A 13,272-nucleotide genomic window follows, 5' to 3' on the forward strand; every position below is an offset into this window, starting at 1 on the left:
CGTGTCGTACTGCGGGTGAGCAGGGGGCGGCGGACTACGGGCGACGGATCGCGTCGGCCGCGGCCGTGGCGGCGGGCCCGGCGGCCAGCTCGGTCTCCAGGAGCTGCTTGCCGAGGAGTTCGGGGTCCGGCAGCTCCATCGGGTACTCCCCGTCGAAGCAGGCACGGCAGAGGTTCGGCTTGGCGATCGTGGTCGCCTCGATCATGCCGTCGATGGAGATGTACGCCAGGGAGTCGGCGCCCAGGGACGTGCCGATCTCGTCGATGGTCATGCCGTTGGCGATGAGCTCGGCGCGGGTGGCGAAGTCGATGCCGAAGAAGCAGGGCCACTTCACGGGCGGGGAGGAGATCCGGATGTGGACCTCGGCCGCCCCGGCCTCGCGGAGCATCCGGACCAGCGCGCGCTGGGTGTTGCCGCGGACGATCGAGTCGTCGACGACCACCAGGCGCTTGCCCTTGATGACTTCCTTCAGCGGGTTCAGCTTCAGCCTGATGCCGAGCTGGCGGATCGTCTGGGAGGGCTGGATGAACGTACGTCCGACGTACGCGTTCTTCACCAGACCCGCACCGAACGGGATGCCCGAGGCCTCCGCGTAGCCGATGGCGGCCGGGGTACCGGATTCCGGGGTCGCTATGACCAGATCCGCCTCGACGGGGGCTTCCTTGGCCAGCTTTCGCCCCATCTCCACGCGGGAGAGGTACACGTTCCGGCCGGCGATGTCGGTGTCCGGGCGGGCCAGGTACACGTACTCGAAGACACAGCCCTTGGGCTTCGCTTCCGCGAAGCGGGAGGTGCGCAGGCCGTTCTCGTCGATGGCGACGAACTCGCCCGGCTCGATCTCGCGGACGAAGCTGGCGCCCGTGATGTCGAGGGCGGCGGACTCGGAGGCGACGACCCAGCCGCGCTCCAGGCGGCCGAGGACCAGCGGGCGGATGCCCTGCGGGTCACGCGCGGCGTAGAGGGTGTGCTCGTCCATGAAGACGAGGGAGAACGCGCCACGGACCTGCGGGAGGACCGTGTGGGCGGCCTCCTCGATGGTCAGCGGCTTGCCGTCCTCGTCGACCTGGGCCGCGAGGAGCGCGGTGAGCAGATCGGTGTCGTTGGTGGCCGCGACACGCGGCGTACGGCCCTCCTGCTTGGGCAGGTCGGCGACCATCTCGGCGAGCTGGGCCGTGTTGACCAGGTTGCCGTTGTGGCCGAGGGCGATGGAGCCGTGCGCGGTGGCACGGAACGTGGGCTGGGCGTTCTCCCAGACGGAGGCGCCGGTGGTCGAGTAGCGGGCGTGACCGACCGCGATGTGACCCTGGAGGGAACCGAGCGAGGTCTCGTCGAAGACCTGGGACACGAGGCCCATGTCCTTGAAGACGAGGATCTGGGAGCCGTTGCTGACCGCGATACCCGCGGATTCCTGGCCCCGATGCTGGAGGGCGTAGAGCCCGAAGTACGTGAGCTTGGCGACCTCTTCGCCCGGGGCCCAGACACCGAAGACGCCACACGCGTCCTGGGGGCCTTTCTCGCCGGGGAGAAGGTCGTGGTTGAGTCGTCCGTCACCACGTGGCACGCCACCGAGTGTAGGCGAGATCGCGCACCGGTCCGAATCCTCTGATCTCGCCCACCGCCGGTCCCGACTGCGCGGCGCCGCCCGTCACTTGTCGGCGACCGCACCGACTTCTGGGCCGTTTTCGCTGGTCAGCGTGATGCTGCGGTGATCGATCCGATACTCCACCGTGCCCTTGAAGAGGCCGAGGAGGGACCGCTCGACGGCCATGAGTGAGTCGGAGCACATCTTGCGGGTGGTACGCGCGTGGCCGAGGGTGATCTCGCCCTTGCTCACCGTCGCCTCGGCGGAGACCTCGTTGCAGCCGAGGCTGCCGCTGAGGGTGCCCTTCTTCTCGTCGAAGGTGAACCAGGCCTTGCCGGCGGCCTCCTCGGGGAGGGACTGGGCGACGTCGCGGTCCATGAGCGAGTCGACGCGCCACCTGGTGCCGGACAGCTCGGCGGGCTTCTCCTCGCTGAGCTCGACGGTGTCGCCGTCGGCCGTGGTGAGGGCGAGGCCGCCGTCGGTGCTCCGGGCCGTGAACGTCCCCGTGTCGAGGGTGCGGGAGAAGCTCTCCTCGAACTTCATGGGGGCGTCACCGCAGGCCATCTCGGTGGACCGGGCGCTCTCGAAGTCGATGGAGTCGTCCGTGAAGTCGGCGGTCGAGCCGAAGGTGTTGCAGCCGTAGTTGCCGTTGACCTCGCCGTTGTCGTCGATCTTCAGATAGGCGCCGTCGGGGGCCTTGGTGGTCTTCCCGTCCACGGTGAGGCTGTCGACCGTCCAGTGGACCCCGGTGACCGACTCCTTGGCGCCCGGTCCCACGGAGTCGCTGCCGGCGCCGGTACCGGACTCGGTGCCGCAGGCCGCGAGGAACGGGAACAGGGTCAGGGCCGCGAGGGGCAGGGCGGTGCGGGTCAGTCGCTGCTTGTCCATGCGGGTGGGACGGGTGGGGTGCGTGGGCGGTTCCACCCGGGTCCTGGCGGGCGGGGTCAGGTCAGCAGGGGGAGCAGCGCGCTCAGGTCGGCCCGTTCGCCGCTGGCGCTGACCTTCGCCTCGTCGAGGGCGGTGGCCCACTCCAGGCGGCCGGTGGCCAGGCGGACCCAGGTCAGCGGGTCGGTCTCGACGACGTTCGGCGGGGTGCCGCGGGTGTGCCTCGGCCCCTCCACGCACTGCACGACGGCGTACGGCGGGATCCGCACCTCCGTGGAGCCGCCGGGGGCCCGCGCGGCGAGGGTGTCGGCGAGCAGCCGGACGCAGGTGGCGAGGGCGTGGCGGTCGAGGGGGAGGTCGAGGCCGGGGACGGCGGCGTTCAGGTCGTCGGTGTGGACGACGAGTTCGACGGTGCGGGTGACCAGGTAGTCGGCGAGCGACATGGCGCCGGCGCGGGTGTCGATGATCCGGTCGTGCGGGGCGGCGGCGAGCCGCTCGGTGATCCGGTGCTCCGTCTCGGCGTAGAGGGCGCCGAGGTCCGCGGTGGCCTCGGCCAGTGCGTGGCTGCCCTCGGCGATGGCGTCGGCGAACGGAGCGGTGGCGGCGCCGTAGTCGAGGGGCCCGAACTCGGCCTTCGCCGGAGCGGGCCGGTCCAGGGCCCTGCTCACGCTCTCCACGGCCAGGCTGAGGTGAGCGGCGAGGTCCCGTACGGTCCACTCCCCGAGCCGGGTGGGCAGCGCGAGGCGCTCCGCGCCGAGCCCGGTCACGCCCTCCCGTACGGTCGCGAACTGGGCCAGCACGGCCTTGCGGGTCTTGGCGGGGTCGTAGGCGCGGGGGCGTTTCCTGGCCGGGGGCATGGGGGGAGCCTATGCGGAGGGGAGGGTCGGAGGGGCGGGGAACGTGACGTCCTCGCGGTCCCGGACGGCGGTCACGCGGTCGACGCGGGTCGGAAGAGGGCGCGGGGGCGAGGGGCGGGCCGTGCCCGCACCCGACGGCCAGGCTCGTCGGCGCAGGGAAGTGCCGATAAGCCGCCGTCGGCTCCCCCGGCCGGTGGATCACACTGCGGCCGGAGCCGTGTCCCCCGTGAACCGCTCGATGGCGTCGCGGCGCCGTGGAGCCCTGGCACCCGGTGCGGTGAGGGCGACGCAGCGGCTGACGGCGTCGCACGGACGGCCGCCCGGACGGGGAACCTCACTCCCCCCGCGCTCAGGCCCCGCCCGGAGAACCGGGCGGGGCCTGAGTGACGTACGGCGGAGAGGAGTTATGCCAGGAGTGCCGGGATCGTGCCCTCGTGTGCGGTGCGCAGCTCCTCCAGGGTGAGGGTGAACTCGCCCTGGACGTCGATGGTGTCGCCGTCGACGACGCCGATGCGGGTGACCGGCAGACCCCGGGCGCCGCACATGTCGTTGAAGCGGACCTCCTCCGAGCGGGGGACGGCCACGACGGCGCGGCCGGCGGACTCCGACAGCAGGAAGGTGAAGGCGTCCAGACCGTCGGGGACGATCAGGCGGGCGCCCTTGCCGCCGAGCAGGGCCGACTCGACGACCGCCTGGATCAGGCCGCCGTCGGACAGGTCGTGCGCGGAGTCGATCATGCCGTCGCGGGAGGCGGAGATCAGGATCTCGGCCAGCAGGCGCTCACGCTCCAGGTCGACCTGCGGGGGCAGACCGCCGAGGTGGTCGTGGACGACCTGGGACCAGGCCGAGCCGCCGAACTCCTCACGGGTGTCGCCGAGGAGGTAGAGCAGCTGCCCCTCCTCCTGGAAGGCGACCGGCGTGCGCCGGGCCACGTCGTCGATGACGCCGAGGACGGCCACGACCGGGGTGGGGTGGATGGCCACCTCGCCCGTCTGGTTGTAGAGCGAGACGTTGCCGCCGGTCACCGGGGTGCCCAGTTGCTGGCAGGCGTCCGCCAGACCGCGGACGGCCTCCGCGAACTGCCACATGACCGCCGGGTCCTCGGGCGAGCCGAAGTTCAGGCAGTCGGAGACGGCGAGCGGCTTGGCGCCGGTGGTCGCCACGTTGCGGTACGCCTCCGCCAGGGCCAGCTGGGCGCCGTGGTACGGGTCCAGCTTGGCGTAGCGGCCGTTGCCGTCGGTGGCGATGGCGACACCCAGGCCGCTCTCCTCGTCGACCCGGATCATGCCGGAGTCCTCGGGCTGGGCGAGGACCGTGTTGCCCTGCACGAAGCGGTCGTACTGCGAGGTGATCCAGGACTTCGAGGCCTGGTTGGGGGACGCCACCAGCTTCAGGACCTGGTCCTTCAGCTCCTCGGACGTCTCCGGGCGCGGCAGCTTGTTCGCGTCGTCCGCCTGGAGCGCGTCCTGCCAGTCGGGGCGGGCGTAGGGGCGCTCGTAGACCGGGCCGTCGTGCGCGACCGTGCGCGGGTCGACGTCGACGATCTTGCCGCCGTGCCAGAAGATCTCCAGGCGGTCGCCGTCGGTCACCTCACCGATGACGGTGGCGATGACGTCCCACTTGTCGCAGATCTCCAGGAAGCGGTCGACCTTGTCGGGCTCGACGACCGCGCACATCCTTTCCTGGGACTCGCTCATCAGGATCTCCTCGGGGGAGAGCGTCGAGTCGCGCAGGGGGACGTCGTCGAGGGTGACGCGCATGCCGCCGGAGCCGTTCGAGGCCAGCTCGCTCGTCGCGCAGGACAGGCCCGCCGCGCCGAGGTCCTGGATGCCGACGACCAGCTTCTCCTTGAACGCCTCCAGGGTGCACTCGATGAGGAGCTTCTCCTGGAAGGGGTCGCCGACCTGGACGGCCGGGCGCTTGGCGGGCTTGCCCGTGCCGGAGGCACTGTCAGATGCAGCGTCGAAGGTCTCGGAGGCCAGGATGGAGGCGCCGCCGATGCCGTCGCCGCCGGTGCGGGCCCCGTAGAGGATGACCTTGTTGCCGGCGCCGGACGCCTTCGCGAGGTGGATGTCCTCGTGCCGCATGACGCCGATGGCACCGGCGTTGACCAGTGGGTTGCCCTGGTAGCAGGCGTCGAAGACGACCTCGCCGCCGATGTTGGGCAGGCCCAGGCAGTTGCCGTAGCCGCCGATGCCGGCGACGACGCCGGGCAGGACGCGCTTGGTGTCCGGGTGGTCCGCGGCACCGAAGCGCAGCGGGTCCACGACGGCGACCGGGCGGGCGCCCATCGCGATGATGTCGCGCACGATGCCGCCGACGCCCGTGGCCGCGCCCTGGTAGGGCTCGACGTAGGAGGGGTGGTTGTGCGACTCGACCTTGAAGGTGACCGCGTAGCCCTGGCCGACGTCGACGACGCCGGCGTTCTCACCGATGCCGACGAGCAGCGCGTCCGACTGGGGCGCCTTCTCGCCGAACTGGCGCAGGTGCACCTTCGACGACTTGTACGAGCAGTGCTCGGACCACATGACGGAGTACATGGCCAGCTCCGCGCCGGTGGGGCGGCGGCCGAGGATCTCGACGACCCTCTCGTACTCGTCCTTCTTCAGGCCCAGTTCGGCCCAGGGCAGCTCGACGTCGGGGGTCGCGGCCGCGTGCTCGACCGTGTCCAGAGGCGTCCGGCTCATGCGTTGACCAGCTTCTTGAGGATCGAGGTGAAGAAGGGGAGGCCGTCGGTGCGGCCGGTGCCGATGAGCGGCTCCACGGCGTGCTCCGGGTGCGGCATCAGGCCCACGACGTTGCCGGCCTCGTTGGTGACGCCGGCGATGTCCCGCTGGGAGCCGTTGGGGTTGAAGTCGAGGTAGCGGAACGCGACCCGGCCCTCGGCCTCCAGCTTGTCGAGGGTGTACTCGTCGGCGACGTACTGCCCGTCGTTGTTCTTCAGCGGGATGTGGATCTCCTGGCCGGCCGTGTAGTCGGTGGTCCAGGAGGTCTCCGCGTTCTCCACCCGCAGCTTCTGGTCGCGGCAGATGAAGTGCAGGTGGTCGTTGCGCAGCATCGTGCCCGGCAGGAGGTGCGCCTCGGTGAGGATCTGGAAGCCGTTGCAGATGCCGAGGACCGGCAGTCCGGCCTTCGCCTGCTCGATGAGCGTCTCCATCACCGGCGAGAAGCGGGCGATGGCTCCGGCGCGCAGGTAGTCGCCGTAGGAGAAACCGCCGCACAGCACCACGGCGTCGACCTGGTGGAGGTCCTTGTCCTTGTGCCACAGGGCGACGGGCTCGGCGCCCGCGAGCCGGATCGCGCGCTGGGTGTCCCGGTCGTCGAGGCTGCCGGGAAAAGTGACGACGCCAATACGTGCGGTCACTTTCCCGCCTCCACGACTTCCTCCACCTTCACGGTGAAGTCCTCGATCACGGTGTTGGCGAGGAAGGATTCCGCCAGTTCATGGATGCGGGCGAGCGCGGCGTCGTCCACCGGTCCGTCCACTTCCAGTTCGAATCGCTTTCCCTGACGTACGTCGGAGACGCCCTCGAAACCGAGACGCGGCAGCGCGCGCTGCACCGCCTGGCCCTGGGGGTCGAGGATCTCCGGCTTGAGCATGACGTCGACTACGACGCGTGCCACTGGCACTCCCGGTGTGTGGTGCTGAGCAGGTCCCTTCAGACTACCCGTACAAAATTTCTACGCGGGTAGATTCGTAGGAATCTACAGACATTCCAGGTGAGGGCGGTCACGATCCGGTATCGGGTGATCCTCTTCGTGAAAACTTCCGGGAAAGATCCCCGGATCCTATTGCGCGGGGGACACGCCAGCGGATTAAGTCTGTCTTCGCAATGCAATGCGGGGCCCTGTACAAATGAATTGGCAATAGCCGATACTTTGCCCAAATAACAGCCGGACAGACGACATCACCGGGACGTAAGGGCACGTCAACGGAGAGATGTCACACGAAGGGACCGATATTCGTGGCGCAGCGTGTCGTGGTCACTCTCTCCGACGACATCGACGGCTCGGAAGCGGCGGAGACGATCGCCTTCGGACTCGACGGCAAGTCGTACGAGATCGACCTCAACGAGGCCAACGCCGAGAAACTGCGTGAGGCGCTCGCGCCCTACGTGGAGGCCGGACGGAAGCGGTCCAGGTCGGGCAAGGCCTACAAGCAGACCCAGGTGGCCCCCGACCCCGCGGCCGTGCGCGCCTGGGCCATGGCCAACAAGCTGGACGTCCCGGCCCGCGGCCGGATCCCCAAGAAGGTCTACGAGGCGTTCGCCGACGCCCAGTGAGCCGGGGCGGGTGAGGCCCGGCGGGGTGCCCGTGCGACAGGCACGCGGGCGCGCCTGTCGCACGTGGGTGTGCCGGATCGCACGTGGGTGTGCCGGGTCGGGTGTGCCGGGTCGCACTGAGGTGCGCCGGGTCGCACGTGGGTGTGCCGGGTAGGACAGCCCGCCGGCGCCGGTCCTCAGGGTCCGTCAGCGGGCCCCGGGGGCGGCGGACTTGGTCCCCGGCGGGAACCGACTTGCGTTGCACCCCTGCGGATCAGCTAGAGTCTGGAGCACGCCGAGGGGCAAGGCCGAAAGGCCCGGCTCACCGGAGTCACGCGGGTGTAGTTCAGTAGCAGAACATCCTCCTTCCAGGGGGAAGGCGCAGTGTGCAATTCCTGTCACCCGCTCTGATCACTTACCAACCATCCTCATGGATCAGGTAATGTGGTCTCCGCGCCGATCGGTGGGAGCCGGTCGGAGGCAATGCGGACGTAGCTCAGTTGGTAGAGCGCAACCTTGCCAAGGTTGAGGTCGCGAGTTCGAGCCTCGTCGTCCGCTCTTGAATCAAGACCCCGGTCCACTGGACCGGGGTCTTCTGCGTTCCCCGTTCCTCGGCTTACACGTCCGCGCGACCTCCGCGACCGTGGATCCTCCCCTGACATTTGTCATGCCGACCGATGACAGCCCGCACTGCTCCGCGGCCCTCGCCGCCGGGACGCTGGAAGCATGAACAGGAACGGGCACGAGGACGTGATCGAGGTCACCGACCTGCGGCGCGTGTACGGGGGCGGCTTCGAAGCCGTACGGGGAATCACCTTCTCCGTGCGCCAGGGCGAACTCTTCGCGCTGCTGGGCACCAACGGCGCGGGCAAGACCTCCACGGTCGAACTGCTGGAGGGCCTCGCCCCGGCGTCCGGCGGACGCGTACGGATCCTCGGCCACGACCCGTACACCGAGCGCGCGGCCGTCCGGCCCCGTATCGGCGTCATGCTCCAGGAGGGCGGCTTCCCCGCCGAGCTGACCGTCGCGGAGACGGTCAGGATGTGGGCGGGCTGCACCAGCGGCGCCCGGCCCGTCGGGGAGGCCCTGGAGATCGTCGGGCTCGGGCGCCGGTCCGGCGTACGGGTCAAGCAGCTGTCCGGCGGCGAGAAGCGGCGCCTGGACCTCGCCCTCGCGCTGCTCGGACGTCCCGAGGTGCTCTTCCTCGACGAGCCGACCACCGGCCTCGACGCCGAAGGCCGCCAGGACACCTGGGCGCTCGTCCGCGGCCTGCGCGACCAGGGCACGACCGTGCTCCTCACCACGCACTACCTGGAGGAGGCGGAAGGGCTCGCCGACCGGCTCGCCATCCTCCACGAGGGAAGGGTCGCCACCACCGGCACCCCGGCCGAGGTGACCGCCTCCCAGCCGTCCCGGATCTCCTTCGAACTGCCCGACGGGTACTTCCTCGGCGACCTGCCGCCCCTCGGCGAGCTGGGCGTCACCGGGCACGACGTCGAAGGACGCACGGTGGTGCTGCGCACCGACGAACTCCAGCGGGCCGCCACCGCGGTGCTGCAGTGGGCGGAACGGGCCCGGGTCGAACTCCGCCGGCTCGAAGTGCGGTCGGCCTCCCTGGAGGAGGCGTTCCTGCGGATCGCGCGGGAGACGGCGGCCCGTGCCGGCACGAAGGCAGGGACGGGGGCCGGAACAAGAGCAGGGACGGACGTCGAGGCGCCGGCGGGCACGCGGGGCCGCAAGGACGGGGTGAGCGCATGAGCACGATGACGGAAACCGGCCGGACGACGCTGAAGGGCCGGATGACCGCGCTCGCCCGCGCCGAGCTGACCCTGCTCGGCCGCAGCCGGGCCACACTGGTCACCGCGGTGCTGGTGCCGCTCCTGCTGCCGCTCAGCGTGCGGTCGGCGACCGACCAGATGGACCTGGAGGGGGCGGGCCTCAGCGTCGGCACGGTCATGCTGCCCGCCGCCGTCGGCTTCTCCCTGCTGTTCGCGGTGTACGCCGCCCTCACCAACATCTACGTCGTCCGCCGCGAGGAGCTGGTGCTCAAGAGGCTGCGGACCGGGGAGCTGCGGGACCCGGAGATCCTCGTCGGCGCCGCGCTGCCGGCGGTCGGCATCGGGTTCACACAGTGCGTGCTCCTCGCCGTCGGCTGCACGGTCCTGCTGGACCTCGGGGCGCCGCCCGCGCCGCATCTCGCCGTGCTGGGCGTGCTGTTGGGGATCGTGCTGTGCGTGGCGCTGGCCGCGGTGACGGCGAGCTTCAGCCGTACCGCCGAGAGTGCGCAGGTGACCAGCCTGCCGGTGATGTTCGTCTCGCTGCTCGGCTCCGGCGTCACCGTCCCGCTCGAAGTGCTGCCCGACCGCGTGGCGTCCGTCTGCGAACTGCTGCCGCTCTCCCCGGTCATCACGCTGGTGCGCGGCGGCTGGACCGGCGACCTCACCGCGTACGAGGCGCTGGGGGCCGTCGTCACCGCGCTGGCCTGGACCGTGCTCGCGGTGTTTGCTGTACGGCGGTGGTTCCGGTGGGAACCGCGCCGATGAGGGGAGTTGGCGATGCGGGGGCCCAGGGTCTGGTGGCAGCGCAAGAGCACACCGGCGAAGGTGGAGACGTACACCCGGTGGTCGTTCTACTCGTTCCCGCTGATCGAGGTCGCCACGTTCGGGCTGCCGGTGCTGGGGCAGGTTCCGATGCCGCAGGCGGGCTGGCTGTTCGCGCTGCTCGCCGGACACGGAGCGCTGGCGGCCCTGACCGGGGCACGGGCCCTCGACTGGGTGTGTGACGTCCGTGACCAGCCGCTCCGGCTGATGTGGGCGTTCGCGGTGGTGAGCGGGATCATCGGCGTCGCCGTGTGCGCGACGGTCGGCCGGGTGGGCGACGAGGACTCGGACACCGCGCTGGGCGGGATGCTCGCCGGCGTCCTGGTCTTCGGCGTCGGCATGATCACGCTCGGCGTGCGCAGGCGGCGGAGCGCGCTGTACCTGAGCGCGGGCTGCGCGGTGGGCTCCGGCGTCGTGAGTGCGGCGATGGGGGTCGGTGTGTACGAGGCGCTGGCCGCGTCGGTCGCCGTACTGGTCGGGACCACGTTCTTCGCCTTCACCTCCGTCTTCTCCGTCTGGCTCCTCAAGGCCGTCTATGAACTCGACGCGGCCCGCGAGACCCGCGCCCGGCTCGCCGTCGCCGAGGAACGTCTCCGCTTCGGGCGGGATCTGCACGACGTGATCGGACGCAACCTCGCGGTCATCGCGCTCAAGAGCGAGCTGGCCGTCCAACTGGCCCGCCGCGAACGGCCCGCGGCCGTCGACCAGATGATCGAGGTCCAGCGGATCGCGCAGGAGTCGCAGCGCGAGGTCCGCGACGTCGTACGGGGCTATCGCGAGGCGGACCTCGGCGTCGAACTCGCCGGTGCGCAGGGCGTCCTGGAGGCCGCCGGCATCGTGTGCTCGGTCGACGGGACGGACACCGCCGGACTCCCCGGCGAGGTGCAGTCCGCGCTCGCCTGGGTGGTGCGTGAGGGGACGACGAACGTGCTGCGGCACGGGAACGCCGGGCGGTGCACGGTGAAGCTGTCGGTGACGGAGGGGCAGGTGGTGCTGACCGTGGAGAACGACGGGATTCGGGCCGACGTCGACGCGGAGGGGGACGGCGACGGGGACAGGGACAGGGACAGGGAGCGTACGGCGGGTGCCGTCGCGGAGCGTTCCGCCGGTGCAGGTGCCGGTGCCGGTGCCGGGTCCGGGCTCGCCGGGCTGCGGGAGCGGCTCGCGATCGTGGACGGGACGCTGGAGGCGGGTCCGGTGGACGGGGAGGCGTTCCGCCTGGTGGCCCGGGTGCCGCTGGCACCGGAGGCCGCTGCGGGCACGGCCGTCGGGCGCATGGCGGTCACCTCCGGGGCGGGCGCCGTACGGGAGGTCGCCTCGTGACGGCCGCAGCGGAGCCGGTGCGGCCGGTGCGGCTGCTGCTCGCCGACGACGAGCATCTGATCCGGGGGGCGCTGGCCGCGCTACTCGCCCTGGAGGACGACCTGCTCGTGGTCGCCGAGGCGGCGAGCGGACCGGAGGCGCTGGCGATGGCCCGGGCGCACGAGCCGGACGTGGCCGTCCTCGATCTGCAGATGCCGGGAGCGGACGGTGTGAGGGTGGCCACATCGCTGCGGGCGGAGCTGCCCGGCTGCCGGGTACTGATCGTCACCGGTCACGGCCGGCCGGGGCACCTGAAGCGGGCGCTTGAGGCCGGTGTGCGCGGGTTCGTACCGAAGACGGTCAGTGCCCAGCGGCTCGCGGAGATCATCCGTACCGTGCACGCGGGAAACCGTTACGTCGACCCCGAGTTGGCCGCCGACGCGATCTCCTCCGGGGACTCGCCGCTGACCGCGCGGGAAGCGGAGGTGCTGGAGCTGGCCGCCGACGGGGCGCCCGTCGTGGAGATCGCCGAGCGGGCCGCGCTGTCCCAGGGGACCGTCCGGAACTATCTGTCGTCGGCCGTGTCCAAGCTGGGGGTGGAGAACCGGCATGCGGCGGTGCGGCTCGCACGGGAGCGAGGTTGGGTATAGTTGCTCTCGCGCCACGGCGCACTGCGGACGTAGCTCAGTTGGTAGAGCGCAACCTTGCCAAGGTTGAGGTCGCGAGTTCGAGCCTCGTCGTCCGCTCCACAGAAGGCCCCCGGGAGACCGGGGGCCTTCTCCGTCACGCCCAGCGGGTGCCCGTCAGGCGCTCGTACGCCTCCACGTACTTGGCTCGGGTGGCGGCGACGATCTCCTCCGGGAGCGGCGGCGGGGGCTGCTCGCTCGCCCGGTCCCAGCCGGACTCGGCGGACGTCAGCCAGTCCCGGACGAACTGCTTGTCGAAGGACGGCTGGGCGTGGCCGGGCTCCCACTGGTCGGCGGGCCAGAAGCGGGAGGAGTCGGGGGTGAGGACCTCGTCGGCGAGGACGAGGGTGTTGCCCTCGTAGCCGAACTCGAACTTGGTGTCGGCGAGGATGATGCCCCGGTCGCGGGCGATGTCCCGGGCGCGGCTGTACACGGCGAGGGTGGTCTGCCGCAGCTGGGCGGCGGTCTCCGCGCCGACCTGGCGGGCGACCTCCTCGTAACTGACGTTCTCGTCGTGCTCGCCGACGGCGGCCTTGGTGGCCGGGGTGAAGATCGGAGCGGGCAGCTCCGAGCCGTCGACCAGGCCCTCGGGCAGGGCGAGGCCGCAGACCGTGCGGCTCTCCCGGTACTCGGCGAGGCCCGAGCCGGTGAGGTAGCCGCGGGCCACCGCCTCCACCGGGACCATCCGCAGGGACTTGCAGACGAGGGTGCGGCCCGCCCAGTCGGCGGGGGCGCCCTCGGGCAGGTCGGTGCTCAGGACATGGTTCGGGACCAGGTCGGAGAGCTGGTCGAACCACCAGAGGGACAGCTGGGTGAGGACGCGCCCCTTGTCGGGGATCTCCGTCGGCAGTACCCAGTCGAACGCGGACGTTCGGTCGCTGGCGACCATCACGAGGTCGCCCGCCTCGTTCTGGTACAGCTCGCGCACCTTGCCGGTGTGCAGGTGCACCAGGCCCGGAACCTGGATCGGCTCGGGCTTTTCTACGAATCCGGACACGGTTCCTCCCCGTGGTGATGTCCAAGTGGCTCGATTGTCCCGTATAGGGGCGACCGGTCTGGGCCAGGGGTGCGGGTGAGGGTGTCGGGGCAGGTGACGGC

The 13,272-nt window shown here is 71.0% G+C and carries 12 protein-coding genes and 3 tRNA genes; 8 read left to right on the forward strand and 7 right to left on the reverse strand.

Annotation, left to right across the window (positions count from 1 at the left end):
- Positions 1-34 precede the first annotated feature (34 nt).
- From purF to purS, 6 genes are all read right to left on the reverse strand, one after another.
- Positions 35-1,561, reverse strand: a complete 1,527-nt coding sequence (purF, locus tag GSY65_RS17675) for an amidophosphoribosyltransferase (protein ID WP_159769639.1) — start codon at positions 1,559-1,561, stop codon at positions 35-37.
- 84 nt (positions 1,562-1,645) lie between these two features.
- Positions 1,646-2,470 (reverse strand): META domain-containing protein, encoded by an 825-nt coding sequence (locus tag GSY65_RS17680; protein ID WP_159769642.1) that lies wholly within the window; start codon positions 2,468-2,470, stop codon positions 1,646-1,648.
- 56 nt (positions 2,471-2,526) lie between these two features.
- Positions 2,527-3,324, reverse strand: a complete 798-nt coding sequence (locus GSY65_RS17685; RefSeq protein ID WP_159769645.1) for a maleylpyruvate isomerase family mycothiol-dependent enzyme — start codon at positions 3,322-3,324, stop codon at positions 2,527-2,529.
- Between the two features lie 404 nt (positions 3,325-3,728).
- On the reverse strand, positions 3,729-6,011 hold the full coding sequence (gene purL, locus GSY65_RS17690; RefSeq protein ID WP_159769648.1) for a phosphoribosylformylglycinamidine synthase subunit PurL: 2,283 nt from the start codon (positions 6,009-6,011) through the stop codon (positions 3,729-3,731).
- Entirely contained in the window at positions 6,008-6,688 is a 681-nt protein-coding gene (gene purQ / locus GSY65_RS17695) for a phosphoribosylformylglycinamidine synthase subunit PurQ (protein WP_055539135.1), read from the reverse strand. The genes purL and purQ overlap by 4 nt, the downstream gene beginning before the upstream one ends.
- Positions 6,685-6,948 carry a phosphoribosylformylglycinamidine synthase subunit PurS gene (gene purS / locus GSY65_RS17700; protein ID WP_055514060.1) on the reverse strand — a complete coding sequence of 88 codons (264 nt, stop codon included), beginning with the start codon at positions 6,946-6,948 and terminating at the stop codon, positions 6,685-6,687. The genes purQ and purS overlap by 4 nt, the downstream gene beginning before the upstream one ends.
- 341 nt (positions 6,949-7,289) lie before the next feature.
- Here purS and GSY65_RS17705 point away from each other — a divergent pair, with 341 nt between their 5' ends.
- The 8 genes from GSY65_RS17705 (at position 7,290) to GSY65_RS17740 (ending at position 12,237) form a co-directional block, all read left to right on the forward strand.
- Positions 7,290-7,607: a histone-like nucleoid-structuring protein Lsr2 gene (locus tag GSY65_RS17705; protein WP_159769651.1), complete on the forward strand. Its 318-nt coding sequence runs from the start codon at positions 7,290-7,292 to the stop codon at positions 7,605-7,607.
- A gap of 314 nt (positions 7,608-7,921) precedes the next feature.
- Positions 7,922-7,993: transfer RNA gene (locus GSY65_RS17710), tRNA-Gly, on the forward strand.
- A 78-nt stretch (positions 7,994-8,071) separates the two neighbouring features.
- Positions 8,072-8,144 (forward strand) — tRNA-Gly (locus tag GSY65_RS17715).
- A 168-nt stretch (positions 8,145-8,312) separates the two neighbouring features.
- Complete coding sequence (locus GSY65_RS17720; protein ID WP_236579862.1) at positions 8,313-9,344, forward strand: ABC transporter ATP-binding protein; 1,032 nt, start codon at positions 8,313-8,315, stop codon at positions 9,342-9,344.
- The gene (locus GSY65_RS17725; protein WP_159769654.1) at positions 9,341-10,129 is read left to right on the forward strand and encodes an ABC transporter permease; all 789 of its coding nucleotides are present in this window, start codon (positions 9,341-9,343) and stop codon (positions 10,127-10,129) included. Before GSY65_RS17720 ends, GSY65_RS17725 begins: the two co-directional genes overlap by 4 nt.
- A gap of 12 nt (positions 10,130-10,141) precedes the next feature.
- On the forward strand, positions 10,142-11,509 hold the full coding sequence (locus GSY65_RS17730; RefSeq protein ID WP_159769657.1) for a sensor histidine kinase: 1,368 nt from the start codon (positions 10,142-10,144) through the stop codon (positions 11,507-11,509).
- A gap of 26 nt (positions 11,510-11,535) precedes the next feature.
- Positions 11,536-12,138, forward strand: coding sequence for a response regulator transcription factor (locus tag GSY65_RS17735; RefSeq protein WP_055514087.1), 603 nt, complete (start codon positions 11,536-11,538; stop codon positions 12,136-12,138).
- A 23-nt stretch (positions 12,139-12,161) separates the two neighbouring features.
- Positions 12,162-12,237 (forward strand) — tRNA-Gly (locus GSY65_RS17740).
- 34 nt (positions 12,238-12,271) lie between these two features.
- Here GSY65_RS17740 and GSY65_RS17745 read toward each other — a convergent pair.
- Positions 12,272-13,171 (reverse strand): phosphoribosylaminoimidazolesuccinocarboxamide synthase, encoded by a 900-nt coding sequence (locus GSY65_RS17745; RefSeq protein ID WP_159769660.1) that lies wholly within the window; start codon positions 13,169-13,171, stop codon positions 12,272-12,274.
- Positions 13,172-13,272 lie beyond the last annotated feature (101 nt).

Source organism: Streptomyces sp. HM190 (assembly GCF_009857135.1).
Taxonomy (GTDB): Bacteria; Actinomycetota; Actinomycetes; order Streptomycetales; family Streptomycetaceae; genus Streptomyces; species Streptomyces heilongjiangensis.